This window comes from Nitrososphaerales archaeon (genome assembly GCA_032906765.1).
In the GTDB taxonomy this organism is placed as follows: Archaea; Thermoproteota; Nitrososphaeria; order Nitrososphaerales; family Gagatemarchaeaceae; genus DASPPF01.
The window spans coordinates 62,907-88,594 of the sequence record JAJTZB010000003.1; the positions used below are offsets into that span (position 1 = coordinate 62,907).

Annotated in this window: 33 protein-coding genes; 5 read left to right on the forward strand and 28 right to left on the reverse strand. The window is 59.3% G+C overall.

The features are described from left to right. Positions 1-169: 169 nt before the first annotated feature. Complete coding sequence (locus LYZ69_04000) at positions 170-2,836, forward strand: thermopsin (GenBank protein MDV3277613.1); 2,667 nt, start codon at positions 170-172, stop codon at positions 2,834-2,836. Between the two features lie 25 nt (positions 2,837-2,861). Here the strand turns inward: LYZ69_04000 and LYZ69_04005 are convergent, their stop codons facing one another. From LYZ69_04005 to LYZ69_04115, 23 genes are read right to left on the reverse strand one after another with little or no spacing between them, the layout of a single operon-like run. Further along, a complete protein-coding gene (locus LYZ69_04005; GenBank protein MDV3277614.1) occupies positions 2,862-3,854 on the reverse strand; it encodes an RNA-guided pseudouridylation complex pseudouridine synthase subunit Cbf5 in 993 nt (330 codons plus the stop codon). After that, on the reverse strand, positions 3,855-4,412 hold the full coding sequence (locus tag LYZ69_04010) for an AAA family ATPase (GenBank protein MDV3277615.1): 558 nt from the start codon (positions 4,410-4,412) through the stop codon (positions 3,855-3,857). Positions 4,413-4,422: 10 nt separating this feature from the next. Beyond that, positions 4,423-4,920 (reverse strand): EMC3/TMCO1 family protein, encoded by a 498-nt coding sequence (locus LYZ69_04015; GenBank protein MDV3277616.1) that lies wholly within the window; start codon positions 4,918-4,920, stop codon positions 4,423-4,425. Continuing rightward, the gene (locus LYZ69_04020) at positions 4,917-5,489 is read right to left on the reverse strand and encodes an adenylate kinase (GenBank protein MDV3277617.1); all 573 of its coding nucleotides are present in this window, start codon (positions 5,487-5,489) and stop codon (positions 4,917-4,919) included. The genes LYZ69_04015 and LYZ69_04020 overlap by 4 nt, the downstream gene beginning before the upstream one ends. Before the next feature lie 2 nt (positions 5,490-5,491). Then, positions 5,492-6,928, reverse strand: a complete 1,437-nt coding sequence (gene secY, locus LYZ69_04025; protein MDV3277618.1) for a preprotein translocase subunit SecY — start codon at positions 6,926-6,928, stop codon at positions 5,492-5,494. A 10-nt stretch (positions 6,929-6,938) separates the two neighbouring features. Then, positions 6,939-7,343, reverse strand: coding sequence for a 50S ribosomal protein L15 (locus LYZ69_04030; GenBank protein MDV3277619.1), 405 nt, complete (start codon positions 7,341-7,343; stop codon positions 6,939-6,941). After that, positions 7,344-7,802 carry a hypothetical protein gene (locus LYZ69_04035; GenBank protein ID MDV3277620.1) on the reverse strand — a complete coding sequence of 153 codons (459 nt, stop codon included), beginning with the start codon at positions 7,800-7,802 and terminating at the stop codon, positions 7,344-7,346. Positions 7,803-7,822: 20 nt separating this feature from the next. Then, positions 7,823-8,446, reverse strand: a complete 624-nt coding sequence (locus tag LYZ69_04040; protein MDV3277621.1) for a 30S ribosomal protein S5 — start codon at positions 8,444-8,446, stop codon at positions 7,823-7,825. A 2-nt stretch (positions 8,447-8,448) separates the two neighbouring features. Continuing rightward, the gene (locus LYZ69_04045; protein MDV3277622.1) at positions 8,449-9,033 is read right to left on the reverse strand and encodes a 50S ribosomal protein L18; all 585 of its coding nucleotides are present in this window, start codon (positions 9,031-9,033) and stop codon (positions 8,449-8,451) included. Further along, positions 9,034-9,468 (reverse strand): 50S ribosomal protein L19e, encoded by a 435-nt coding sequence (locus LYZ69_04050; protein ID MDV3277623.1) that lies wholly within the window; start codon positions 9,466-9,468, stop codon positions 9,034-9,036. Continuing rightward, positions 9,452-9,880, reverse strand: coding sequence for a 50S ribosomal protein L32e (locus LYZ69_04055; GenBank protein ID MDV3277624.1), 429 nt, complete (start codon positions 9,878-9,880; stop codon positions 9,452-9,454). Before LYZ69_04055 ends, LYZ69_04050 begins: the two co-directional genes overlap by 17 nt. 3 nt (positions 9,881-9,883) lie before the next feature. Further along, positions 9,884-10,429: a 50S ribosomal protein L6 gene (locus LYZ69_04060; protein ID MDV3277625.1), complete on the reverse strand. Its 546-nt coding sequence runs from the start codon at positions 10,427-10,429 to the stop codon at positions 9,884-9,886. Further along, positions 10,419-10,811: a 30S ribosomal protein S8 gene (locus LYZ69_04065; protein MDV3277626.1), complete on the reverse strand. Its 393-nt coding sequence runs from the start codon at positions 10,809-10,811 to the stop codon at positions 10,419-10,421. Before LYZ69_04065 ends, LYZ69_04060 begins: the two co-directional genes overlap by 11 nt. A gap of 12 nt (positions 10,812-10,823) precedes the next feature. Next, the gene (locus LYZ69_04070) at positions 10,824-10,985 is read right to left on the reverse strand and encodes a 30S ribosomal protein S14 (protein MDV3277627.1); all 162 of its coding nucleotides are present in this window, start codon (positions 10,983-10,985) and stop codon (positions 10,824-10,826) included. Continuing rightward, positions 10,982-11,509: a 50S ribosomal protein L5 gene (locus tag LYZ69_04075; GenBank protein MDV3277628.1), complete on the reverse strand. Its 528-nt coding sequence runs from the start codon at positions 11,507-11,509 to the stop codon at positions 10,982-10,984. Before LYZ69_04075 ends, LYZ69_04070 begins: the two co-directional genes overlap by 4 nt. Then, complete coding sequence (locus LYZ69_04080; protein ID MDV3277629.1) at positions 11,506-12,231, reverse strand: 30S ribosomal protein S4e; 726 nt, start codon at positions 12,229-12,231, stop codon at positions 11,506-11,508. The genes LYZ69_04075 and LYZ69_04080 overlap by 4 nt, the downstream gene beginning before the upstream one ends. Next, positions 12,231-12,521, reverse strand: coding sequence for a 50S ribosomal protein L24 (rplX, locus tag LYZ69_04085; GenBank protein ID MDV3277630.1), 291 nt, complete (start codon positions 12,519-12,521; stop codon positions 12,231-12,233). Before rplX ends, LYZ69_04080 begins: the two co-directional genes overlap by 1 nt. A gap of 10 nt (positions 12,522-12,531) precedes the next feature. After that, positions 12,532-12,966 (reverse strand): 50S ribosomal protein L14, encoded by a 435-nt coding sequence (locus LYZ69_04090; GenBank protein ID MDV3277631.1) that lies wholly within the window; start codon positions 12,964-12,966, stop codon positions 12,532-12,534. After that, positions 12,966-13,292, reverse strand: a complete 327-nt coding sequence (locus LYZ69_04095) for a 30S ribosomal protein S17 (protein MDV3277632.1) — start codon at positions 13,290-13,292, stop codon at positions 12,966-12,968. The genes LYZ69_04090 and LYZ69_04095 overlap by 1 nt, the downstream gene beginning before the upstream one ends. Further along, a complete protein-coding gene (locus tag LYZ69_04100) occupies positions 13,289-13,525 on the reverse strand; it encodes a ribonuclease P protein subunit (protein MDV3277633.1) in 237 nt (78 codons plus the stop codon). The genes LYZ69_04095 and LYZ69_04100 overlap by 4 nt, the downstream gene beginning before the upstream one ends. Next, entirely contained in the window at positions 13,522-13,728 is a 207-nt protein-coding gene (rpmC, locus tag LYZ69_04105) for a 50S ribosomal protein L29 (GenBank protein ID MDV3277634.1), read from the reverse strand. Before rpmC ends, LYZ69_04100 begins: the two co-directional genes overlap by 4 nt. Further along, a complete protein-coding gene (locus LYZ69_04110; GenBank protein MDV3277635.1) occupies positions 13,685-14,353 on the reverse strand; it encodes a 30S ribosomal protein S3 in 669 nt (222 codons plus the stop codon). Before LYZ69_04110 ends, rpmC begins: the two co-directional genes overlap by 44 nt. A gap of 2 nt (positions 14,354-14,355) precedes the next feature. Next, complete coding sequence (locus tag LYZ69_04115) at positions 14,356-14,817, reverse strand: 50S ribosomal protein L22 (protein ID MDV3277636.1); 462 nt, start codon at positions 14,815-14,817, stop codon at positions 14,356-14,358. 170 nt (positions 14,818-14,987) lie between these two features. Here LYZ69_04115 and LYZ69_04120 point away from each other — a divergent pair, with 170 nt between their 5' ends. Genes LYZ69_04120 through sdhB form a run of 4 tightly spaced genes read left to right on the forward strand, consistent with a single transcriptional unit; the run spans position 14,988 to position 18,331 of the window. Beyond that, positions 14,988-16,703, forward strand: coding sequence for a succinate dehydrogenase/fumarate reductase flavoprotein subunit (locus LYZ69_04120; GenBank protein ID MDV3277637.1), 1,716 nt, complete (start codon positions 14,988-14,990; stop codon positions 16,701-16,703). Between the two features lie 35 nt (positions 16,704-16,738). Next, positions 16,739-17,197 (forward strand): succinate dehydrogenase, encoded by a 459-nt coding sequence (locus tag LYZ69_04125; protein ID MDV3277638.1) that lies wholly within the window; start codon positions 16,739-16,741, stop codon positions 17,195-17,197. Then, positions 17,194-17,553, forward strand: a complete 360-nt coding sequence (locus LYZ69_04130; GenBank protein MDV3277639.1) for a hypothetical protein — start codon at positions 17,194-17,196, stop codon at positions 17,551-17,553. The genes LYZ69_04125 and LYZ69_04130 overlap by 4 nt, the downstream gene beginning before the upstream one ends. Before the next feature lie 25 nt (positions 17,554-17,578). Then, the gene (sdhB, locus tag LYZ69_04135; GenBank protein MDV3277640.1) at positions 17,579-18,331 is read left to right on the forward strand and encodes a succinate dehydrogenase iron-sulfur subunit; all 753 of its coding nucleotides are present in this window, start codon (positions 17,579-17,581) and stop codon (positions 18,329-18,331) included. Here sdhB and LYZ69_04140 read toward each other — a convergent pair whose 3' ends face one another. The 5 genes from LYZ69_04140 to LYZ69_04160 are packed head-to-tail and all read right to left on the reverse strand — an operon-like array spanning position 18,332 to position 25,684. After that, positions 18,332-18,739 carry an SUF system NifU family Fe-S cluster assembly protein gene (locus LYZ69_04140; protein MDV3277641.1) on the reverse strand — a complete coding sequence of 136 codons (408 nt, stop codon included), beginning with the start codon at positions 18,737-18,739 and terminating at the stop codon, positions 18,332-18,334. Beyond that, positions 18,736-21,423: an aminotransferase class V-fold PLP-dependent enzyme gene (locus LYZ69_04145; protein ID MDV3277642.1), complete on the reverse strand. Its 2,688-nt coding sequence runs from the start codon at positions 21,421-21,423 to the stop codon at positions 18,736-18,738. The genes LYZ69_04140 and LYZ69_04145 overlap by 4 nt, the downstream gene beginning before the upstream one ends. Before the next feature lie 18 nt (positions 21,424-21,441). Next, a complete protein-coding gene (locus LYZ69_04150; protein ID MDV3277643.1) occupies positions 21,442-21,750 on the reverse strand; it encodes a non-heme iron oxygenase ferredoxin subunit in 309 nt (102 codons plus the stop codon). A gap of 4 nt (positions 21,751-21,754) precedes the next feature. Further along, positions 21,755-23,167 carry a Fe-S cluster assembly protein SufD gene (sufD, locus tag LYZ69_04155; protein MDV3277644.1) on the reverse strand — a complete coding sequence of 471 codons (1,413 nt, stop codon included), beginning with the start codon at positions 23,165-23,167 and terminating at the stop codon, positions 21,755-21,757. Positions 23,168-23,197: 30 nt separating this feature from the next. Further along, the gene (locus tag LYZ69_04160) at positions 23,198-25,684 is read right to left on the reverse strand and encodes a SufD family Fe-S cluster assembly protein (protein MDV3277645.1); all 2,487 of its coding nucleotides are present in this window, start codon (positions 25,682-25,684) and stop codon (positions 23,198-23,200) included. Between the last annotated feature and the right edge of the window lie 4 nt (positions 25,685-25,688).

The window sequence follows — 25,688 nt, forward strand, 5'->3', positions numbered from 1 at the left end:
ACTGGTCGAGTTCGAGAGTTATTTCATGATGAGGAAGGCGAGGACTGTTCGGCGTCCGGCCCGTAGGGGGACGAGACAGCACCGTCCCAACGGCGATGCCCATTGATTGGGGTCCTCGCTAGGCTACCGCTCGCTTATATCGCGGGATTCTTGGTTTGGGCCGCACGTAATGCGACGTGAAATCTACGCCGTAACAATCGTTGTTCTTCTGCTGCTGCCCCTTCTCCCCGCTCCTGCCCTAGCAGCTGACGTGAGCCACGTCGGCAGGCCTCTCCACTTCGGCACGGAGATGCCAAGGGCGTCTCCCCCTCCCCAGACGCAGTACACGCTTCCGCCGAACTACTACTATGACTTCCGGGTCATCACGCATGGGGGCGGCACGCAGCTGAAGTTCAGCGTCTCGGCGACGGCCACTCTGGACATTTACGTGATGACCTCGCTCCAATTCTCAGCCTTCACTACGTATGCTAGCACCTCTGCCCTGTACCACAGAACCGCGAGCATCCTCAGCGACGTGGTCGGCCTTCCCTCGAAGGGCCAGTACTACCTGTTGATCAACAACGACATTTCTGGGGCCACGGTCAGCCTGGGCGTTTCATACTCAACTGTCCCGGTGGACATATACTACCTGCACTCCTCCCTTCCAGTTCCCACAGGCATCGCGGATTACGGCGTCGAGAACTTCTCCGGAAGCCTGATTCCGTACAAACAGGCGATCTCTTCCGTGACAGCGACCGCGGTTCTCAACAGTGTGACGGCATACAACGCCTCCTCGCCGGCAGGTGCCAGCCCGTACGGGGCGAGCCTACAGCTGAACGTGATGCTGCGCGTCAACACGACTTCGGGCCAGCGCGTCTACTGGCTGCAGAATGTCCTCACCCTTTTCACAAACAACCAGACGGTATACTTCGCGGACAACATTTGGAACTCCACTGTTCCGGATGGTACGCTCGACCCGACCCTCGTCTCCGGTTCGGGCTCGGTCTACCCGTATGCGAACCGCAACTACTACGTGGTAGGGACCGACATCTTCCCCTACGTCGCCCCCCTGACCGCGAAGTTCCCAATCTCCGTATCCCATTCTGGGACCGGCGTGCTGGTCAGGTTCGGGTACCAGGAGGCGCCGAGCGGATTGCCCCTCTCGGGTCCCACCATTTACTTCGACAACGTCACAATAGCAGAGCATGGCGCTATCACGGATGCTGCCATAGTGGTTAGCGGCTACGAGCTTCAGCCAAGCGGGACGTTCTTCGACGCGGAGCTCGTCTTCGGCGGGGAATGCTGCGGAGCCATCACCACATTCACGAGCATGGACTCCACCCTTTCCATGTCATACACTCTTACGAACGGCGACGTCGCCGTTCCCAAGGCGGTCTACGAGTTCGGAAGCGACACTGCGGAGGGCGCGTTCGGCATCCAGACGAGCCTGACTCAGAACAAGTTCCACGTCAGCCTTGGAAGCGTCGACTTCTCCGCGAGCTACGCTACTGGACCCCCTCTACCCGTCTTCCTGACTTTCAGCTACAGCGTCACTGACGGCAGCAGTCCAGCGGGACCACCAGTGCTGACGTACTTCGGAAACGGCATAAAGTTGTCCGCTCCTCTGGGGACCTCGCCAACCAGATTCACGGTCGACCGAGGCACCGGCTGGACAGTTACATCTGTCATCGGCGGGTCGACTGGGGAGAGGTGGGCCACGACCACGGGGGCGAACGGGACTGCGTCGACCGACCAGACAGCCGTAGTCACCTTCTACCACCAGTACCTTCTTACCGCCGCGTACTCGCTGAGCGGCGGAGGTCAGCCTCAGCCCCCCTCCGTGCACGCCACTGCCTTCGGCGCTCCCTTTGATGTCACACTCGGAGCCCAAAACGCAACCTACTGGCTGGACAGCGGGTCGGGCTGGTCGGCGCCAACCCTCCTCGGAGGGTCTTCCTCGTCGCACAGGTGGGAGGCGACAGGAGGCGCGTCGGGAACGGTGGCGGCTGGGTCGAGTATCAAGCCCGTCTACGTAGAGCAATACCTAGTCACTGTGAATTACGAGGTGGTAGGCGGAGGTTCCGCGGGCGGCATTGAGCTCAACGCTACATCGTTCGGCTTCAAAACGAGTGTCGGTATCGACCAGCCGGGTGCTGCCGTCTGGGTTGACTCTGGAACGACAATCGCTGCGGGCCCGCTGACGACGAGCTCGACGAATTCCGAGAGGTGGGTCTCGAACTCGACCTTGAGCGGGTTTGCGTCAGCCCCTCTCACAGTGCAGTTGGTCTACCAACACCAGTACTACCTGGGCGTCCAGTCTTCGGCACCCAGTGGGACCTCAGTGTATCCTCAGAGCGGTTGGTTCGACTCAGGAGCCACGGTTCCGATAGGCAGTAGCGTTACCGCACTCTGGAGGTTCGCAGGCTGGACGGGGAACGGCCCTGGCTCGTACACCGGAGGCGCCGGCAACAGCTCGCTCGTACTGAGCGGACCAGCCAACGAGACTGCGGTTTTCGACCCTGGCGTCAGGCTGGAGGCGGGTCAGGGCGGGGCAGTATCGTACCTTCTTGGATCCACGACAGGTACGGTGGAACCCGGCTCGTCAGCGGTTGTCTACGCGCCTGTTGGGACCCAGCTGGTGCTGACCGCCCAGCCATCCATTCTGCAGTCACTGACGGGCTGGTCCGGCTCGGTCAGCAGCTCTGAAGGCAGCGTCACTCTCGTCCTCCGGTCGCCCTCGCAGGTCGTCGCTTCCTTCGGGCTGAACTACGGCGAAGTGGGCCTCTTGGGCGGTGTCGGGCTCGTCGTCGTGGCTGTCGCTGCTCTGCTCCTACGGAGGCGGGGCGCGAGGAGTTAATCCCTTTCAGCGCTCGCGAGACTGCCTACGCCGTTTTTTCAGCGCTCGTCTTGTGCTTCCACATCTTCGGGTAGGTGCCCTGCTTCATTATCACTCTCTCAACTGTGGAGGCGAGCCCTTTACTCATCGACTTCGTTTCTTGGGCTGACACTAGCGCCTTTCCGATGGCCACAAGCTCACCCTTCCCGGAGACAATAGCAACCGTCTCGTTCTTTGAGACACCCTCCGACACTGAGAGAATGCCTGGCACTGCGAGCCTTGCCCCGTGGCAGATTGCGTCCACTGCGGAGTCGCGGATCACGACCCTCTGGATCGAGCCGAGGCAGTCCTCGACCGGCCTCACGATCTTCCTCAACACAGACTCGTCGCCTGCCTTGAGCTTGTACATCGCATCAGTCAGCTGGTGGAGGGTGACGAAGCCCTCTTCCTCCCTGAGGGGCCCGACCTTCGTCCTCCTGAGCTCGACCATCGTCGCCCCGACCCCGAGCACCTCCCCCATGTCGTAGACCAGTTTCCGCATGTATGTGCCAGACTGGCAGAGGCACCTCATCAGGAACAGGTTCCCCTGCGACTCTGTGAGCTCCATCTCGTGGATGGTCCTGCTCCTGACCTCCCTTTTCACTGACGAGCGCTGGGGGGGCCTCTGGAAGATATCGCCAGTGAACTCGCGGACAACGCCGTCAAGCCTCTCCCTGGAGACTGAAGAGTGCAGCCTCATGACTGCCCAGTACTCCTTCGGGAACAGGAGGAGCAGGCTGAGTGCTTTCGTGGCGCTGCCGATTCCGATGGGAAGCAGGCCTGAGACCGGCGGGTCGAGTGTTCCACTGTGGCCGGCCCTTTCGACGCCGACCATCTTGCGTACCCAGGCCACGACCTCGTGGCTCGTCGGCCCCCTCGGTTTGTCAAGTGCTATCAGCCCGTACTCAAGGAGTTCTCCGACCGGTCTCTCTGTGGGCGCTGAGCCGTGGGCCGGGTCAGTCTCCTCTTCGTCGAGGACAACCATCTTCTCTGAGCGCAACTAGCTTCTGTTCCTGACGTAGTGGAGGACTATCTCAGCGACCCTGGACTCTTCTATCGAGTCTGTGTCCACGACCAGGTCGAAGGGGCTGAGGTCCTTTCCGAACTCGATCTGGTAGAGTCTTTTGTAGATTCCGTAGTTCTCCACGTCCCTTACAGCCAGCACCTCCATGCACTTCTTCTCGTCTATGTGGTCTCTCTTGGCCATCCTCTTCGCCCTTGTCTCGACGCTGCCTGAAAGCCAGACCTTCAGCCCGTGCTTCGTGAGCCAGGGGACGGGGTAGCTCGTTATCACCACGTCGCCCTTCTTCGCCTTCTCCAAGAGCCTTGCGTCAACCTCCTTGTCGAAGCCGGGCGCGTGCTTCCTTTCCTCCAGGAACTTCATCCCTTCCTTCGTGTCCCACCAGTCCTCCCCGCCAGGAGTGTAGCCCTCCTCCACGGCCATCTCCTTGAGAACGTCGCCTCCGCCGACCAGCTTGAGCCCGAGGCTTTCGGCCACAATCCTGGAGACGGTCGTCTTGCCGACGGCTGGCATCCCGGAGACAATGATGGCCTGCATCAATCCCACGCTAGGTCTGGGTCTTCAGCAGCTTTGTCAGCATCCCGCTGAATGAGAAGGACGAGATCAGATACCAGCCGAAGGAGTTCAGCGCTGTGGCGCCGTTTGCGAGGACCTGGCACGCGCTTCCGCCCGGGGGCGTCCAACAGATGTAGGGGATTCCGAAGGGCATGTACGCGACGGGGACGTTCCCGACCAGGAAGAGCACGAGATAGTAGATTGCGAAGAATGGGACTATGGTGTAGAGCGCGACCCTGCTCCTTGCGCTCGACATCTTCATCCTCATCTTGTTTATCGACGGCTCCTTCTTCTTGAGCTTCTCCTGCTCCTGCTTGTTGCCGGATTTCACGGCCGCCTTCATCGCCTTCGTGAAGTCGTTTATCTCCGCCTTGATCCTCCTTTCCGCCTCGAGGTTGACGAACCTGCGCGTGAGCAGGTTTGAGATCAGCCCGAAGCCGACTGCGGTGAGCGTCAGGACGAGGGTGGAGTCGGGGATCAGGAGGCTCATGCCGACGCCTCCGTGAGCACCTTGGCGATGTTCGCCGCGACCTCGTCCGACTTGCCTTGACTGTTGACAGCAATCAGCATCGGCGCCCCGGTCAGCGTGGACGACACTGTGAGGAAGCTGCGGGCGAGGGAGAGTTCAGTGTCGAGCTCCTCGTGCGTCACATCGTCCCTGTACCTCGTCCTGTCCGAGCCTCTCCTGACCAGTATCTCGTCTGGGCTCGCCTCGACGAGGACGAGATGGGTGGGCTTGAGCGCCCTCACCACATCGAATGGGAGGCCGGGCCAGAAGCCTTCCTTCGTCCTGATGAACAGGTGCGTGTCGATGAATAGGATCTTCCCCCTTGCCCTTGAGATCTTCGTCGCTGCCATGGTCTGGAGCCGCCTCTGCTTTGCGACGGACAGCTTCCTTAGCTCGTCCCTGTGCTTGATCCAGCGGAGCCTCTTGCCCTCCTCGAGCATCACTGTGCCGAAGGTGACAAGCTCCGACCCCGTCAGGGTCGACCTTAGCTTGTCCACGACTGTCGTCTTGCCCACCCCAGCTATGCCCACGACGACGACCCTGAGGTTCATCGCTACGTTGCCCCCAAGACGCCCGCGAGAGCCGGAGAGAACTCCTCGACCTGTTCCTTCAGCAGCATCTGGTAGTACTGGAGTATGATGTCGACCATCAGGAGTATGCCGATCCCGGAGCCGAAGACGCCGAAAAGGTCTGAGACGCCGGCGATCAGCCCGATCAGTACGCCGCCTATGACCGTGAGTGTCGGGATGTACCTGTTCAGCACCTGCTCGATGGAGAGCCCGCTTCGCCTGAAGCCCGGGACCTGGACGTCTGCGTCCATCAGGTTCTTCGCCACGGCCTTGGGGTTGAGGCCGCCTATCTCCACCCAGAGCTTCGCGAAGAGGACTGCCATTCCAACGAGGTAGACTAGGTAGATCGCCGAGTGGATTGGGTCGGCGAGCGTCTGGTTGAGTCCCTGCGGGGCCGTCATGTAGTAAACGAGTCCGCCGGATGGATAGGAGGTCGCGTTCGCCCCCGTGGGCCAGACGCCGAGGTAGTGGATCCAGCTGCTTGGGGTCGAACCTGCGTAGTTGTACAGCACCTTCGTGAAGAATGTGACGTTCGCCGCGAGTGCGGAGACCAAGATGACGGGGATGTTGGAGACGTAGAGCAGCTTGATTGGGTAGACGCCCTGGAAGCCCCTGTACTTCGTCGAGGTGATAGGGAGCTCCACCCTGATTCCCTCAACGTAGATCAGGACGAGGATCATCACCAGCGTCAGCATGAATGTGAGAAGGCTCGGATACTTGAACTCCCTGACGAAGATGCTCGGGAGGGTGTTGGTGAAGAACGAGCTGATCAGCGCCGGCACGAAGCCGAAGATTATCGTCTGGGGGGAGTTGGCCGAGGCCCTCAGTGAGAATGGCGAGAAGGTGTACCACATCACGGTCTGGCAGACGCCCGCCAAGATGAAGAGGCTGACTCCGCTGCCGATGCCCCAGCCCTTCTGGATCATCTCGTCGAGCAGGAGGACTATGATGCTCGCTATGAAGAGCTGTACGAACACGACGATCGACTGGTTGGGCGACAGCTGGCCGAGCGCACCTCCCACTATGTAGGCCACGGACTCGCCTACAATCACTATCATAGTCAACATCTTGGTCGCCGACCCGAAGATCGACCTGTCCTCTGGGTTGCTCATGTCCAGCTTGATGATGTCGCTACCCACGAGCAGCTGGAGTATCAGCCCCGCAGTGACTATCGGACCGATGCCCAGCTCCATGAGTGTCCCCTGCGTCGAGGCGAAGACGACCCTGAGGAATGCAAGCTGGTCCGCCTGGCTGGCCGAGCCGCCGAAGCCGTAGAGCGGCGTGACAGCCATGATCAGGTAGGCGATGAGTGCGAAGGCTGTCCAGATGAAGCGCTCGTTGAGGGTCGGCTTCTTCTCTGGCTTCGGAATCTCTGGGAGGACGGTCGCTACGCTCTTGATGAAATCACGCATTGAGGCCATGGGGCTGGTCCTACTCCGGGGCTACGACCTTTCCCCCGGCCGCCTCTATTTTAGCCTGAGCCTTCTTTGTGAAAGACCCGACCCTGACTTGGTAGGCACCCTTCACGTCACCCGAGCCTAGGAGCTTCTGCACCCCCATCGAGGACAGGTCGACCCTTGGGCTGCCGGCCGCGAGCGAGTCCAGGTCGCCGACGTTCGCCCACTTGGAAGGCTTCGCGTAGTATCCGGGCGGCCTAAACGGGTCCCGCCCGAAGTGGTCTGGGTCGTACTTGACCATCCAAGACCACTTGTGCTTGTGCAGGCCCGCCTGGCCGTGGCCACCTTGCTTACCCGAGTGCCTGTGCTGCCCTATCTGACCGTAGCCGTGCGTCCTCATTCCTCTATACCTCCTCGCCTTCCTCGTCCTCGTCGGCACCTAGAGCATCCTCCTGACGATGTCCGGGAGCTTCGGGTTGCTGCCGAGGGTCCCCCGGTCCGTGTACTGCCTCCGCAGCGATGACTTGAAGCCTCCCTTCGGCGGGCTGAGTCTGAAGAACGGCCTTATGCCTCCGATGGCCGAGAGCCTCTTGTTCTCCTTCAGGATCTTCTCTGCCAGGTCTTTGTACTTCTTGAAGCCGAGTTTCGAGAGTGCCGCGCTGTCGAGCCTCCTGCTCTCGCTGACCATCCCCCTCTTCTCGAGCAGAGTGGTGAGGAGGTCAGAGTCGAGAGGTGCCCAGGCCACGAACTCCTTGCAGAGCTTGAGCGTGCCCACAGTCGCGGCGTCGTCTGGCACGACAGAGGCGGTGAACTTCCTCTCCACCTTCAACTCGCCCAGCGCCTTTCTCACAGGATCGGACGAGTTGATCTTCCCGTGAACGTTCACGACGACAAACACGCTGGTTTCCCCACCATCCCTCATACGTTGAGTCCGTGCGACATCCTGAACGCGTCGTAAGCCGCGTTCGCGAGCGATGACATGGTGCTGGTCGAGCCAAAGGTCCTGATCCAGGCGTCCTTCACACCCGCGAGCTGTAGCAGGTTCTTGAGGGCAGGCCCAGCCACGAGCCCCAAGGCTCTCGGACCAGGTATGATCTCAATCGTGACGCTTCCGGCCTTGCCCTTGATCTTGTAAGGCACGGAGTGGGGCCTTCCGCACCTGCATTCCCAGCTGCCGCAGCCGAGCTTCACAGGGATGATGTTCAGAAGAGCGTTGTTGGTCGCTTTGTCTATCGCCTCCCTCGTCTGCATCGCCTTTCCCCTGCCGACGCCGAACCAGCCCGCCCCATTCCCCACGGCCACAACGGCTGCGAAGCGCGTCAGTTCGCCTGCGTCGGTCTGCTTCTGGACGACGCTCACGCCCACGACCTCGTTCCGCAGCTCAGGGAGCAGCTTCTTGACTATCTCAGCCTCGCGCACCCTCTGGCCGGTCTTGAAGAGTTCCTCGAGAGAGGTCACCTTGCCCTCGTTCACCAGCTTTCCAAGCTTCGTCCGTGGCACCCAGACCTCTTCCTCCTCTCGCCTGTCGTGCCTTCCCATCATGCTCACTTGGGTCCACCTCCCCTTATCGCTGCCTTCGCCTTCTCGAACTGAGACGGGTATTCCTCAGGCCTGAAGCCCCTCTTCAGGAGCGCCGAGAACCTGCTCTGGTAGAGCTTTTTGTCCTCTTTCGCAAGCTTCGAGGCGTAGTCGGCTATCGTCTTGCCCGTCAGCCTCTCCTCGGAGGGAGCCACACCCTCACCGAATGGGATCGAGATCCCCGAATCGAGCACGCCCTTGACGAATGCTGCAACCCTCGAGCCCTTGATGAACGGGACCATCCCGTTGTACAGCACTGCCTCTTTGACTCCGCTTTGGAGTGCCTTCTTCCCTGCGAGCATGCCTAGCAGGTAACACGCTGGCGTCGATTTCAGCGACCCCTGCCAGCCAAGCTTCCGGAGCTGCCTTGAGTGAGCTGAGGAGAGGACTGTGTCTCCCTCCACCTTCGGCTTCACGAATTGGGCAGAGACGTTCTTGTCGGAGACCCTGACGACGAGTAGAGTGGACCGCGAGATAATCGCCTTCTTCCTTGCCCGAAAGTCCGTGACCCCTTCGCGTCTCCTCCTTTGAAGCCTGACGTAGTGAGACACCTACTTCTTCGCCTCCTTCATCAGGTCTAGGAGGTGCTTGACACCCCTCACTTGGCCTCCCTTCACCTGCTTGTAGAGCTTCTTGTAGGCCTCTTTGCTGATCTCCTTCCTGTCCTTCGCCACCTTCAGCCTCCATCGGAGGGCGCGCACCTTCGTGATCCACATGTCCTTCCGCGGGTTCCTTGCGTGCTTGGTGCCTTCAGTGGAACCCGGACCCCGACCGCGCTTCAACCTGCGTGCTCGCTCTCTGAACCGGCCCCTCGAGACCCCCTTCTCGGGCGCCGCCCTGATCGCCCCGAAACCGATCAGGCCCCTGATCGTGCTCCTCGTGATCGCGTCCTGTATGAGGTCGGAGTACTCGTCGTCGAAGATGACCCTGTCCACCCCGACCTTCATGACAGAGGCAGCCAGCCTTCTCTTACTTCTTAGATTCAATTATCCTCAACCCTGTGGGATTGACCACCCTGATGCCCAGCTCGCTCGCCCGTGTTATGATCAGCGCCCTCTTCTTCGCCCCGACGGTCGAGCCCATCCTCGCGACGTCCCTTCCCGGGACCATCCCCTCGAGGTCCCCCGGCCTGTGGACCAGCCTCTCGAAGTGCCCGCTCGGGTGGAGGCCTCTGGCGGCTGAAGGGCCCCTGTAGCCCACCCGGACCAGAGCAGGCCAGCCCTTGTCCTGCCTCCTCATCTTGCTGTCGACGCCCTTCGGCTTCCGCCACATCGGCTTGATCCTGACGTACCTCCAGCTCTCCTGGCGGACGAAACTCGGCCTCCGCTTCGCCACCTCCGCCCTCTTCTCCACGAGGGCCTTCAACCTGTTCTCCTCTGAGACTTTTGGCTTCGCCAAATTTCACCAGCCCTCCTCCTTCTGATAGATGTACACGCCGTCCAAGAAGATTCTCTGATCCTTCCTCTTGATCTTGGTTGCCAGCTCTACGTTGGCCGCAGTCTGCCCTACCTCTTCCACTGAGACTCCTTTGACAATGATGTCGTCTCCCTCGACCGTGACCTTGCAGTTGCCGACAATCTTCGCAACTCTGGGCGACCTCTCGCCGACGAAGTTCTCCACGAGGATTTGGTCTCCCTTCGTCTTCACTGAAATTGGGAAGTGGGCGTAGACTATCTTCAGCCTGTAGGTGTAGCCCTTGGTGACGCCCGTCACCATGTTGTTGACTAGGCTCAGGACGGTGTTGATCACCACGTTGTCCTTCTTCTTCTCTGAGAATGGAGATATCGTGACCTTGTTCCCTTCCGCCGACAGGTTCACGCTGACCTTGTCGAAGTCCTTCTTGGCCTCGCCGAGCTTTCCCTTCACGGTAAGCCTCCTTCCTTGAAGAGACGCTGTCACACCCTCTGGCATCTGGATCGTCTGTTGCTGGAGCTGCTTAGTAGACATAGCCAACGAGCCTCCCGCCCAGACCCTTCTCCTGGGCCTCCGAATGCGACATTACTCCCTTCGACGTCGACAGAATCAGCGTCCCGACACCGACTGCGGGCAGGTACCTGTGCTCCCAGTCAACGAGCCTCGCAGACTTCACGGGGAATCTTGGCGAGATGACGCCGCACTTGTTGATCCGGCCGAGGAGCTGGACCCTCAGCTTGCCGCCGACGCCGTCGTCGATGAACTCGAACTCTCCAACGTAGCGCCTCTTCTGGAGCACCTTCAGTACCTCGCTCGCCAGGCTGGATGCGGGGATTACCATGCACTCCTTCTTGTTCCTCATCTCCGCGTTCTGGAGGCTCGCGAATAGGTTTGCGAGTACGCTCGTTGCTGGCAACCCATTCTCCCCCTAGTCGTACTTCCTGAAGCCAAGCTTCTCGGCGACTTCCCTGAAGCACTGCCTGCAGAGGACTAGGTCATACGACCTTATCACGGCGCCGTACTGCCCGCATCTTCGGCAGTAACGGGTAGACTTACCGTAGCCTCTCTTCTTTGGATGCCTCTCTTTCATTCTACCGTTACCCCGAAGTTCTTCCTGAAGTACTCCATCGCTTCCTCTTTCGACACGAAGTGGTTCTTGCCGACGCTCGACGTCCTCCTGCGTCTCCTTGCCACCCTGTAGCCCGGCCTTTCGAGGAGAATAGAGACGTTCATCCCAAGGATGCCTATGGCAGGGTCGTACCTGATGCCTGGTATCTCTATGTGCTCCTTGATTCCGAACGAGACCGACCCTCTCGCGTCGAAGCACGACCCGGGGAGCTTCTTGTCCCTGGCCGCGAGCAGCTTTGTGATCAGCTCCGTAGTCTTCGCGCCCCTCGCAGTGACTAGCACTCCAATCGGCTCCCCCTCGTGGATCCCAAAGTCCCTGACTGACTTCTTCGCCCGCCTCTGGCTCGGCTTCTGGCCGGTGACCTGCTCCAAGACCTTCTTGCCCCTCTCAATCGCCTCGCCCGACTTTCCGAGGCCTATGTTTACCACTACCTTGCCGACCCTTATTCCCCTCATCGGGTTCTCCTGCACTGTCTTCTGACTCAAGCTGCGACACCCACGGTAATCACGGGCCTGTCCGTCCCCACAGGGAAGACAAGCCTTGACGGGAGTTCTGCGTCCCCGCCTTGCAGGGACATCTTAACCATTCTCTCCCTTGTTATCGTTCCGTTCTTCACATCAAGTATCTTGCCGACCTGCCCGGCCCTGTCGCCCGAGAGGATCAAGCCGAGCGAACCTTTCGCCAGCTTGACCTGGTCGATGACCTTCTGCGATGGCACCTCGAGCAGGACAGCGTCCCCTGGGGAGAGCTTCAAGCTGTCGCTGAGCAACGACCTGCCGTCGTGAAGGCCGAACTGCATGTGGCCTCCCTTCGATTTGACCTTCGACCTGATGCTGCAGAGCTTCCTGCCAGCTTCCTGTTCGCCGACCTTCGAAAGTGCTAGGCCCTTGGGTGTCGGGACAAGCCTGAACATGGCCCCCTCCGCAGGCACGCTTACCACGTCGAAGAGTCCGACAGGGAAGCTGGGCGACTGTCTGCTCCTCCCGTCAACCAAGACCTTGCCCGTCTTGGTCGCGGACTTCACCTCCCTGAAGGTGGTGGCCATGGATGCGAGGTCCCGGATAACGACGCCGAGCGGATACGAGGAGGAGATCGGGTGAGAGGCGGCGAGGGGTTTGAAGACGAACCTCTTCCCCTTGCGGGAGATGTCCCAAGAGCGGGGCGCTGCGAGTCGTTTCAGCTTGTTCCTTCCGCCCTTCTTGCCCACTAGCCTGACACCTCCAGCTTGTTCTTCCTCAGTTTGTCGCCAAGGTTCAACGAAGTGATTACGACATTAGACGCGTGCACAGGCACCGGTGCGTTCCCGCCCGCGAGCTTCTCCTTCGCCACCCCTTCCACGTTGATTCTCCCGTCCTTTGCGATGACCTTCGTGATCTTGCCCTCTATGTTCTTGTATTCTCCCCGGACTATCTTGACGGAGTCCCCGACTCTCGGCCTCAGGGAGCGGCGCTTGTATCTCTCGCGGAGTTCGGTTGACAGGTTGGAGGCGAATTTCATACCAATCTCCTCAAATGATGATTGACGCGAGGTTGGCAATCCTCGGCCACTTCTCGGCAGCCTCGCTGGCGACGGGACCCTTGATGTCCGTGCCCTTCAGGTCGCCCTCCGGAGTTACTATGACTGCGGCGTTGTCCTCGAAGGCTATCCTCTGCCCGCTGACCCTCCTGACAGGGTACTTCTGCCTGATGATGACTGCGCCGAAGACCTGCTTCCTCAGTTCAGGCGGCCCTCGCTTCACGACGCAAACGATGCTGTCGCCGACTGAGGCCGCAGGCAGCCTGCTCAGTCTCGTCTTCGCCTTCGTGACTTGGACGACCCTCAGGGTCTTGGCCCCCGTGTTGTCTGCGCAAATGATGACTGCGTTGAGAGGTATCGACCTTGTGATGTAGGTCTTGAACTCCTCGACTCCCTTCGCAGAGACCGCACGAGATTTCGTTGACACTACGCTTGCCTCCTGGACTCAACGACGACGAAAGAGATTGTCTTCGAGAGAGGCCTGCACTCGCCGATGGTGACGACGTCCCCCTCCTTTAGGTCGAGGCAAGGAGGGAGGTGCGCGCTGAGCCTGCTCCTCCTTCTCTCTCCCCTGTTGTACTTTGCGACCTTGTTGAGGTACTCCATCTCGACGACCACGAAGCTCTTGCCTGCGGTCGAGACCACCTTCCCGGAGAGCAACTTGCCCCTGACCTTGAGGCCACCGTGGAAAGGACACCTGTCGTCCTCGCACTTCTTCCTCGGAGCGACCACCTCAAGACCCGCCGCGCTCATCTCTTCCCCACCCTCAGCCTGTCCTCCAGTCTCCCCGCCAAGTCGTCGCCTGTGACCAGCTGCCCGGTCTTCTCGAGGAGGAGGACTGAGCCTGCCTTCGCCAACTTGACTGTCTTGCCAGACGACCGCAAGAGAAGCGTGTTCGCTGTCTCCAGCACCACCTCGCCCCTTCTGCCCCTCATCGAATTGTCGGACGAATCCATGACTGTGACCTCCTGCCCCACGACGCTCATTCGGATACTCCCTTCTCCCTCATCACTGTCAGGACCCTCGCCACGTCCCTCCTGATTCTCCTGACCTTCCCTGCCTGCTTCTGGCCGAGACCCCTTTCTGCGTTCCCCTTGAGCTTGGAGAGCTCCGACCGCAAGTCGAAGAGCGTCTGCCTAAGCTTCTCAGCTTCCTGCTGCCTCAGGTCCTTCGGTTTGAGCTTTGCCATCCTCTTTTTCCTCCTTGATGTCCTCCCTGAACATGAAGTCGGGAGGCAGCGCGTCCTTCAGAGCAATCTTCACCTGGATGCCGTAGAGTCCGAGCTTCAGAAGCACGTCCGTAGTCGCCTGGTTGACTGACCTTGCGGCCGTGTCCCCGCTCTTTGGGACGACCCCGGCCCTGTACTTCTCACCGTGGGACCTGTCGCTCCTGAGCTTCCCCGCGATGGAGACTTCGACGCCTGCAGCCCCAGCGCTCATTATGTTGTTTACAGTCCACATCGCAGCCCTCCTGAAGGCTGTCCCCCTCGAGACGATCTGAGCTATCCTGCCGGCCATGATCCTTGCGTTGAGCTCGGGGTTGGCCACCTCCGAGACCGCTATCTGCGGGTTGGGGAGACCGAACTGTGCGGCCACCCTGTCTGTCAGCTCCTTGATCCCCGTGCCCCTCCTTCCGATGGCGAGGCCCGGCCTGGCGACGTACACCTTGAGCGTCGTCCCGACAGGCGACTTTTGGACCTCGAGGCCACCGTAGCCGGCGTCGCGCAGCTCCTTCTCGAAGAACTCGTCCAGCTCTGCGAAGGCCCTGCTCTGGAGGAGAATCGACTTTGCAGAACTTCGCTGCTGGACCGACAACCCTAGACCTCCTTCCCGACTAACTCGATGTGGACGAGCTGGTGGAAGTTAGGCGAGCTGCGCCCGAAGGCCCTGGGGACGAAATCCTTCACAGTCCTTCCGGCGTAAGCAGCTGCGTGGATTATCTGGACGTGTTCCGGGTCGTAACCCTTGAACTCTGAATTACTCTGGAGATTCTTCAATACGTCGACAAAGGCGCCCGCCGCCTTCACCGGGTAGGAGCCAGTCGGGAAGCCTTGGAGCTCGCTTCTGTGGCCTACCTTGAGCTTGTGCCGTCTGAAGGCCACAGCCATCTTCTTCTCCCTGACAAGCTCCAGATGGTCTATCGCCTTTGTAACAGTCATCCCCTTGATCGTAAGTGCAATCTCCCTTGCAGCTTTCGGTGATACGTTTACCTCTCTTCCGCTAGCCCTTACATGTACCGCTGGGTCGAAGCCCTCGAAACTGTAGCCGTACTGGGGCAACTAATACCTCTCGTGAGCCTTTGGCGCTTAGTGATGCGGTTAAAAGGTTATCCATACTAAACGGACAAGACGCGCGAAAATTCTCGTTTTCATTCGGACGGCTCTCTTTTTCATTTCGCGAAGGCAAAGCCTAAGAGAGCATGAAGGAGACCGAATGAAGCGCGAGAACGATGGTCGAGAGCCTCAAGCACGACGTCGTAATCGTTGGCTCCGGGATCGCCGGCCTTCGAGCTGCGATAGAGGCGGCACGGACCGGGGGAGGGAAGCTGGACGTCGCCGTGGTCACGAAGGTCCAGGCCATGCGTTCCCACTCCGTGAGCGCCGAGGGCGGGACTGCAGCAGTGCTCTACCCTGAGCTAGGAGATTCCCTCGAGTCGCACGCCTTCGACACCGTGAAGGGCTCCGACTACCTGGCCGACCAGGACGCAGTCGAGAGGTTCGTCGACGAGATGCCGCATGAAATCTACCAGCTCGAACACTGGGGTATGCCTTGGTCGAGGAGGGAGGACGGCAGGATAGCTCAGAGGTGGTTCGGTGGGTACAGCTACCCAAGGGCGACCTTCGCAGAAGACAAGGTCGGCTTCTTCGAGATGCAGACCCTCTACGACACCGCGACCAAGTACGACAACATCACGTTCTACCAGGAATGGTTCGCCACATCCCTCATCGCTGAGAACGGCGAGTTCAGGGGTTTCACAGCGATCGAGAAGAAGACGGGCGACTTCGCGGCCATACTGGGCAAGGCTGGGATAATCGCCACCGGAGGTTCCGGGAGGCTGTACAGCTTCGCGACCTACGGCTACAGCTCGACACCAGACGGGATGTACATCGCACTTAGGGGCGGAGTGCCGCTCAAGGACATGGAGTTCATACAGTTCCATCCGACCGGGCTCGTACCTTCTGGCATACTGCTTACCGAAGCGGCCAGGGGGGAAGGGGGCATACTCCTAAACAAGGACGGCGAGCGGTTCATGAAGAAGTATGCGCCAGAGAAGGTCGAACTGGCATCGAGGGACGTCGTCTCGAGGGCAATCATCACGGAGGTGGAGGAAGGCAGGGGATTCAAGGACGAGGCGAGCGGGCTTGACTACGTTCACCTTGACGTGACGCATCTGGGGGCCGAGAAGGTAAAGCAGAGGCTGTCAGGAATCAGGGAGATTGCGATAAAGTTCAGGGGTATAGACATCGTCGACACCCCTGCACCAATCAGCCCCGTCTGCCACTACGTGATGGGTGGGATAGACACGGACGTGAACGGAGCGACCAAGGTGAAGGGTCTGTGGTCGGCCGGAGAGGCTGCGTGCGTCAGCATCAACGGCGCCAACAGGTTGGGCGCAAACTCGACAGCGGAGTGCCTCGTGTGGGGAAAGATAACGGGCGCCGAGGCTGCTAGCTACGCAGCGCGGGTTCAGAGCCGGAGCTCACCGGGCGAACAGGTGATGCTCGAGGAGCGGAGGGTCTTTGACGACATCTTCCACGGGAAAGGAGGCGCCAACCCGTACGAGATAAGGGACAAAGTCCAGAAGGCGATGGACAAAGGGGCCTTCGTCTACAGGACCGGCGAGGGGCTCTCGGAGGCGCTGAGGGCGATAAGAGAGCTGAAGAAGACGGACTTTAGACACTGCGACGACAAGAGCAGAGTGTACAACACAAACCTGAGCGATGTCTTGGAGGTTGAGTCGATGCTAGAAGTCGCTGAGGTGGTCCTCGCTGGAGCGCTCGCACGGACTGAGTCGAGGGGGGCGCACGCCCGGAGGGACTATCCCAAGAGAGACGACGAGAACTGGCTGAAGCACACGCTCGCCTCTTGGACCCCTGACGGCCCCAGGCTCGAATACTCCCCTGTTACAATAACGAAGTACCAGCCTGCGGAGAGGCACTACTGAATCTGTATTAACGTGGTGGGATTGGTGGTAGAGAGTTGAGGGGAGAGGGGCGCGCTACCAACAGGCGCGGGCTGGTAGGCTGGCTCAACCCGTATCACTACAACCTGGAGAGGTGGGCCTACGTCTTCCAGCGCCTCACTGGCATAGTGATCTTCCTGTACGTCATCGGCCATATCGGAGACACGAGCTTCTTCGTCGGCGGCCCATTGGGGGCGGGGCCAAACCAGTCGACCTGGGCCCTCGACCTCTCTGTCACTGAGAACGTGGTCGGGCACTTCATTCTCGCTGCGACAGCGACCGTAGTCGTCTTCCACGGTCTCAACGGGATCAGGCTCATCTTGGCCGAGTACGGCATAATATTCCAGAAGCCGTCGCCGATCGAGTACCCCTACAAGCCCAAGGGGTTGAGGACAATGCAGAAGCATCTCATCTGGCTTGCAATCGTGCTAGCGATTGTCGCAGGTCTGTGGTCGGGGACGATCCTGTTCGGGTGATTTGCACGAGGGAATCAAGACTGATGCAGCTCCAGTACGCGACAGCCGTCGTGGCCCTCTTCCTTGTCGGGCTCCACCTCTTGATGCAGGGAGTGCTGGTCCCGTACGGCACTGCTCTCTCCTTCCAGAGGGTTCTCTCGCTCTACAGGGACTGGATAAACGGGAGCCTCCTGGAGATACTACTCATCGTCGTCCTTGCCCACGGCTTCAACGGCATGAGGGTCGTCCTCGTGGAGTGGAAGCAGACGAGGGGTTGGACCAGGTGGGTGAACAGAGGAACACTGGTGGCAGCCCTTCTGGTCATGGCGTACGGAACGAGGACGGTGATACTGGCTGTGGTAGGGGGAGTGAGCTGAGACGTCGCCAGAGCTGAGGCTGAGGGTGCAGAGGTTCAACCCTTTCGTGGACTCGAAACCGCGCTTCGAGGAATTCCTTGTCCCGAAGAGGGACGGAATGACCGTGCTGGACGCAATCCTCCACGCCAGGGACTACGAAGACCACTCGATCGGAGTGAGGTTCTCGTGCAGGATGGCCTCGTGCGGCTCCTGTGGGATGAAGATCAACGGTGTCCCAAGGCTGGCCTGCTACACACCGATCAGTGAGCTGAGGACCAAAGCTGTAACTGTGCAGCCGATGGACAACTTCCCCATAATCAAGGACTTGGCCACGGACCTCACCGGCTTCTTCCAGAAGCACCGCGAGGTGATCCCCCACATAGTGAGGGGGGACGTGCAGGAGCTCGACAACGCCACGTCGGACTACGTGATGACCCCGAAAGAACTGGATTCGATTCTGCAGTTCACTTACTGCATAAAGTGCGGTCTCTGCACTTCGTCCTGCCCCACGGTCGCCACGGACACACTCTACCCTGGCCCTCAGGCGCTCGCGCAGGCCTACAGGTACCTGATGGACGTCAGGGACGAGGGAGGGGAGGAGAGGCTGAAGATGCTCGACTCTGAACACGGCGTCTTCAGGTGTCACTACGCCGGGTCGTGCTCTGCAGTCTGCCCGAAAGGGGTGGACCCTGCGCTCGGAATCCAGCTGCTCAAGAGGCACGTGATGGCAGCCAAGCCCCCGCGGAGGAAGGGGGAGGGGGCGAAGCTCGCGACCAAACCAGAGGCAAGGCCCCAGTAACTATTCACTAGCGTCTTCGAACTTCGCGCCGAGGTAGCCGTAGGCCCCTGTTTTCAGCACCTTCATTCCCAGGAGCGCGCATTTTATCCTCGACGGGCCCAGCTCCGGGTTCCCGAGCATCTCGAGTACGTTTTCCTTCGAGAGCTGCTTGACCCATTCCAGAGGCTTGCCCTTCGCGAGTTCTGTCAGCATCGAGGACGAGGCCAGGCTGATTGCGCACCCCTTGCCAGTGAACCTGATCTGTTCTATCTTGTTCCCCTCACCGACCTTGATCTGCATCGTCACCTCGTCTCCGCAGAGCGGGTTGGTGTCGTGCGCCTCGATGTCGTGCGGCTCGAGGCTGCCGAAGTTCCTGGGATTCCTGTAGTAGTCCAGGATGATCTCCTTGTAGATGTCGGCGCTGCTCAAAGCTTGAAGACCTTCCTCGCCTTCTCCAGCCCGTCCCTGAGGGAGTCCACGTCGTCGTACGAATTGTAGATGTAGAAGCTCGCCCTGCTCGTGGCTGCGACATTGAGCCAACGCATCAGCGGCTGGGCGCAGTGGTGCCCCGACCTGATTGCAATGCCCTCTTCGTCCAAGATGGTCGCCAGGTCGTGAGGGTGGACGTCCGCAAGGTTGAACGAGACTACGCCGCCTCTCTGCCTGACATCACTCGGTCCGTACGGTTCGAACCCCTTGACCTTCCCCAGCACATCCAGAGCGTACTTCAGAAGCTTGACCTCGTGCTCCCTCACGTTCTTCATCCCTATGGACGAGAGGTAGTCGATCGCTGCGCCCAGTCCGATCGCGTCAGCGATGTTGACTGTCCCGGCCTCGAACTTGTACGGGACGTCGTTCCAGGTGGCGTGGTCCAGGAACACTTCTCTAATCATCTCCCCGCCTCCGTGGAACGGCTCCATCGCCTGGAGCAACTCCTTTCTGCCGAAGAGCACTCCTATGCCAGTCGGGCCGAGCATCTTGTGGCCTGAGTTATGAAGTAGAATCGGATAGAAGCCTCCGAAGAATCGCTCGCTGCCAGGAACAGAGACGTCGTAAACAGTGTGTTCTCCCACGGCCCTTACATCGCGCACCTTGACGACGCCGAAGTCTCCGTTGGCGAACTGTTTGTATCTCGCTAGTATGGTCTGCGCTCGGTCTTCGATCAGTCCCTTGTGGGTAGATTCAATCCATCGCACGACTTCAAGTATTGCCTTTCGCGAGGCGCGCTTGCGGACACTCCGCAGGGTCGATGAAACCTCCGAGTTGTGCCTTGGCTTCGTTAGCCTGTATGCCTCCTTCAGAGCATCGACGCAGAGCGACTTGTCCCGGGACGCATCTCGCTTCAGGAGGGGTCGATAGAATTCCCGAAGTTGCACCAATTCGCTTCTCTGAATCACCAGCGAGTACTGACTATTCCATGTTCGACGACGTGATTTTGCGAATCCTAGAGTATTGGAGATTCCGTGCAGCTTAAGAAGCCAGGACAGCTCGCTGATGAGCCTCTTTGACACGGATTTTGCTACTATCCTGTAGTCCTCGTTCTTAGAACCATCACCTCTGAGATATCCTTTCAGGAGTTCGGCCACAAGTTCAGCACGAACCCTCCACACGAAGTCAGGGAGGTGCTTGTTGATGCTCGTTCCACATGATGATTTGAAGAATTCGAACCATTTCTTGTTGTTGAATGAAATGTTGGTAGTGTGATTGTTGTGGTTGTACCAGAGGTGAGAAGCTATCTTCTCGGAACCTGCGACACCCACTGGTTGGGTCCGGCCAGAGTACTTCGTAGCAGTCTTGCGACTGATTCCGGCGGTCGTGGCAATTTGCATCATCGAAGCACCGTGCGCGACCTTCACTTTTTCGAATGCGTTCGAGTAGTAATGGATTGGTTCTAGACTTTCTATCAACACGCGCGCATCGTTTACGAATGTGGTTTCGTCCTCGCCGAAGGTGAGAGAGACCCTGTTGTCTCTGGGGTCGACCGAACCCTCCGCAAGATAATAACCGACGAGCCGCATCAGTTCTCCTGTAATCTCCACATTTTCTCTTGTCAAGTTGCCATGATGTGTGAACTCCAGTGGAAATTCTCGGGAATCTCCGAGTCCGGTTCTGCTTTGTCTGTTGAGCGTAACCAGAAAGTCCCCCTTCCGCAGCTTGGAGACCTGCTCGTCCACGATGTCACCGTCGCGCCACACGTAGACCGAATGATACCCGGTAGCACGAACCGGCAAGGCACTGTTCTCGTAGCTTACCTCGTAGATACGATCAAGATGAGTCAGTGCGCCGTTGACGCGCTCAAATTTCGCCTTCGCATCGGTGCCCAGGGTCAGAATGGACAAGTCTTTGCCGCGATTGTAGAGTTCGACTGCTTCTTCGATGGGAACTAGTTGAATTTTTCCGGCGGACTCGATTAGTACAGGGGTGTCTCCAGTAACCGAGAAAGCTAGGAAGTCGCAACCAAGCACCGAGACGTCGACAGGCATGTGGGGGACGGACTGCGCAGCGTCGACGACCGTGACTGCGCCCGCCTTCCTCGCCTTGGAGCAGAGCGCGGCAACGTCGTTTATCGTTCCCAGGACGTTCGAACACTGCGTCAGCGCGACTACCGCTGGTGAGGACCCCATCAGCTTCTCGAACTCCTCGATGTTCAACGTGCCGTCTGAGTTCAGGCCGACGAACTTCAGGTTGGCTCCCTTCTTCTTAGCTAGGAGCTGCCAAGGAACGATGTTACTGTGGTGCTCCATGAGTGTTGTGACTATTGTGTCGCCGCGCCCCACGCCACTCTCCCCCCACGCGAACCTGACGAGATTGATCGACTCTGTGGTGCCGCGCGTGAAGACGACCTCTGCTGGCTTGCATCCGACGAACGCTGCTGTCTTCCCTCGCGCCCCCTCGTACGCCTCTGTGGCCTCCTCTCCTAGCGTGTGAACCGAGCGGTGGACGTTCGAGTTGTATCGGGAGTAGTAATCGACGAGTGCGTCGATCACCTGCTTCGGCTTCTGGGTTGTGGCTGCGTTGTCGAGGTAGACGAGGCGCTTCCCGTGGACCTTCCGCTTCAGGATCGGGAAATCGGAACGGACTTTCTCCAGTTCAAGTGTGCCTGATTCGAGCAAGATTATGAAGCCGCCTGACTAGACCTCGAGGAAAATCGTCCCGTCCTGTATTTTAACATTGAAGACCTGAAGGGGGACGGTCGCGGGAGGGTTCATGACCTGGCCAGACCTCAGGTCGAACTGCGACAAGTGCAGCGGGCAGACGACGCTGCCTTCAAGCATCATTCCCAGGCCGAGGTCTGCCTCCTCGTGCGTGCAGGTTCCGCTGAGTGCGTGCACCTCTCCGCCTATCTTCGAGAGCAGGACGTGGGTCCCGTTCACGTCCACCGTTGCCATGGAACCTTCGGACAGGTCGTCGAACCTCATCGCTGGGACGAACTCCGCCAAACGATCACCGGTATTTGTAGTGGCGCTCGAAGATGTCCTCTGACTGCTTTACCTCAGGGATGGCCTCGCCCGTGAGAGCTATCAGCGTCTCCCTGTCCACCAGCCTCTTCTTCTCACCGTTCCACTTTCCTTCTATCATGAACCTCGCCCCCTCCCGAGTCTGCTCGACTGGGACGCGGGACAGGACGGGCTCGAAGAAGCCGAGGACCACCATCCTCCTAGCCTCGTCGAGAGGAAGACCCCGCGCCATCAGGTAGAAGAGCTGCTCCTCGTCAACCTGCGCCACGGACGCGGAGTGGGTCGCCTTCACCTCGTTCGTGAGTATCTCCAACCCCGGCACTGCGTCGGACCTCGCCGTCCTTTCGAGTATCATCGCGTGGTGGGCCAAGTACGCGCGGGAGTTCTTCGCCGAAGGCCCGATCCTTATCATTCCCTTGAATATCGACTGCGACTCGCCCTTCAGGACGCCCCTCGCCTGCGTCGAGCCGCTTGAGTCCGGGGAGTTGTGGACCAGGTTGGACTCGAAGTCGTACCGCTGTTTCCCGTCAGTGAAGAATATCTCGAATCCCTCGGCTTGCGACCCCCTGCCGTCGAGGAAGAAGTTCATCCTCGACCGGACCACCGCAGACCCGAGCGAGAGTGCGCTGACCGTGGCCTTCGCATCGTTCATCACCTCTATCGCCCTGTTCGACAGGTGGACGGCTTGGTCGTCAAGTAGCTGGATGGAGCTGAAGTCCACGTGTGCGCCAGGCCCGGCGTGGACCTCCACAGTGGAGGCGACGAGCGACGGCCCCGACGCGTGGGCCGAGTAGAGCTCCTCGAGGAATCCAACCTTGGATCCCTCCTCCGCGTAGATGATCGTCTGCTCGAGTACGCTCGTCGAAGGGTCGTTGGTGACGAGCATCTTTCTCAGCGGGTGCGAGACCTCGACGCCTTTCGGGACATAGACAAAGGTTCCGGAGTTGAAGAACGCGTTGACCAGGGCCGCGAACCTATCATCCTCTGACTTCACCATCTTGAGCGAAAAGACGCGCCTCACCAAGGCCTCGTCAAGCACAAGAGCTTCGTGGAGGGGGAGGAGCTTGACGCCCGTGGCCGAGAGGGACTCCGCCAGTTCTGCGTGTACCTCCGTCTCGTTGCCCTGGAGCAGGATGTTGTTCTCCTTGCCAGTGAGATAGTCCTTGAAGAACGTCCTGAGGTCGACCTCCGACTTTTGCGGTTTTGCCCCGAACCCGGAACCGTCGAAGCTGGAGATGTTGGCGTACTTCGTGTAGAGCGGGTTCTTCTCCGGGGGCAGGGAGGCGAACGATTGGAACGACTTTAGCCTGAACTCCGTCAGCCAAGACGGCTCCTTGAGGTAGGCGGACAGCGCCCTCACGGCTTCCTCGTTGAATTCGCCCATCAGTTGCTGAGCCATCTGCGTTCTCCCCCCGCGTCCTACCTTTGATTAACCCACTGTGTTCGTCATTTCGAGCTGCATCAGCCTGTTGAATTCCACCGCGTAGGCCATCGGAAGCTCCTTCGTGAACGGCTCGAGGAACCCGTTGACGACCATGCTGAGGGCGTCGTTGTCGGAAATTCCTCTGCTCATCAGGTAGAAGAGCTGTTCCTCCCCGACCTTCCCAACGCTCGCCTCGTGCGTGACGGTTGCGTCGTCCTCATTTATCTCCATGTAAGGATACGTTGCTGTCGTACTCTTCTCGTCGATGAGTAGGGCGTCGCACCTTACGCTCGACTTCACGTTCGTCGCGCCCTTCGCTATGTGCAGCAGGCCCCTGTAAGCCGTGTGGCCGCCGTCCTTTGATACCGACCTCGAGATTATCTTCGACGTCGTGTCCCTCGCGAGATGGATTGCCTTTCCTCCGGTGTCCTGGACCTGGCCGGCGCCTGCGTAGGCCACGGAGATTATGTCTGCCTTGGCCCTCGGGCCAAGAAGGTAGATCGAAGGGTACTTCCTCGTCAGCCTCGAGCCTCCGTTGAAGTCGACCCAAGAGACCGTCGCATCTTCGTAGGCGTGCGCTCTCTTGGTGACAAGGTTGAGCACGTCCCTTGACCAGTTCTGCAGCGTCGCATACTTGACCAGCGAACCCTTCTTCGCCACTATCTCGACTATGGCCGAATGGAGGGACTGCGACGAGTATACGGGCGCTGTGCAGTTGTGCACTGCGAACCCTTTGACCAGGTACGAGTTTTCCCGTTCCACTTCCAAGTTGTATACCAGGTCTCTGTAGGGCTCCTTGAGTACCCGCTTTATCGGCACGAAGAAACGATTACCCACCCTGCGCACTTCACTCCACTTGGTGTTCTCGGTGTACTGGACGACATACTGGTCGCGCCTCTCGATGTCCCTGCCACCAATCTTGTCCTTCGAACCCTTGCGGACTGCGATGTTCGCGAACAGCCCATCCCTAGCGAGGAGCTCCTGGAGCTGGAACGCAAGAGTCCGACTCGCGGTCGACGCTCTAACCATGAGCGAGTCGTGCTTCTTCTTGTACCTGTTACCGTCACCCTTGAGGTAGTAGTTCAGGAGGAGCTTCTGTCTCTCGTTCGGCAATCGCATGATTGCTTCGGAGAGCACCTTGTTCGCAGCACCGGTGCCGCAATGGGCATTGAACAAGTCAATCAGCATCTTTGAGTATGTGATGACACAGAAGTACTGGCCTCTGGCCTTGTGCATGCTGGCCTTCTCCCCGAGAGACCTGATGAGAGCTACCAACTCGGTTGCGAGATTCTTCTCGGATTCGGACTTGCCGAAGCTGAATTGCGCAACGTCGAGATTGAGCGCGCTATTGAACGACACTGAACCCTCAGCGAGATAGAGTCCCAGAATCTTGAGATGTGTGTCTGTAAACGTGGGGTCGTCCTTTGCCTCGGTTGGGGCAACGTACACTATGAAGTCGCCGGCTTCAAGTTGCCCGGCCTCGATGTACTTTGGCGATGCCTTGGTCAGTTTCTCCGTAGAAGCCTCAGGCAGCCATCCGTTCCTCCCCCTTCTGGTCGCGACCTCGCTCTCCTTCACAGCGAGCACAGGGTGTTCGGGTGTCAACCTGAACTCATTTCCGCGTGACAGGGGCACGATTGTCAGCATGACGCCCTCGTGAGGATGAATGAATTTCTTGGTCACTGTGGCCATTCGTCCCGACTCCGCGACGACACTCTCGTTGGTCTCCACTGCAAGAATGGGCTCGAGGGTGTAGCCCTTGCTCACGAGTTCGTCGGCCGGCAGGCATCCCTCGATGTAGTTAACCTCGCTGTATGGCTCCCCGATTATCAGGGTCCTCTCGAACTGGCCCATGTTCTTCTCGTTGATCCTGAAGTACGCTTGGAGCGGCATGTTGACCTTCACGCCCTCGGGCACGTGGACGAAGCTGCCGGCGCTCCAGACTGCGGTCTGCAGCGCAGCGATGTAGTTGTCCTGGTACGGAACCACAGTCCCGAAGTACTTCTTCATGATCTCCGGATACTCCTTCAGCGCCGTGACTGTGTCTGTGAAGACCACTCCCTGCTTGGAAAGCTCGCCCTGGATGCTGTGGTAGACGGCCTCGCTCTCGTAGATCGCTCCGACGCCGGCGAGGAACTTCTTCTCCGCTTCCGGGATACCCAGCTTGTCGTACGTGTTCCTGATGTAGTCTGGCAGCTGGTCCCAAGAAGCCGCTGCGCTCTTCGTCGGGCTGGCGTAGTAGTAGAAGTTCTGATAGTCGATGTCGCCGAGCTCTGGAGCCCAAGCAGGCACCTTCATGTCAAGGAAGTACTTGAGCGCCTTCAGCCTGATCTGTTCCATCCAGGCAGGCTCGTCGTGCAGCCTTGAGATCTCCTGCACAACCCTCTCGCTCAGGCCCTTGACGCCCTTCACGGCGTAGGCGTCAACCGGGTCGCTGAAGCCGTACTTCTCCTTGTAATCTTCTGTGGCTAGATTGACTTTGGTAGATGCCATGCTC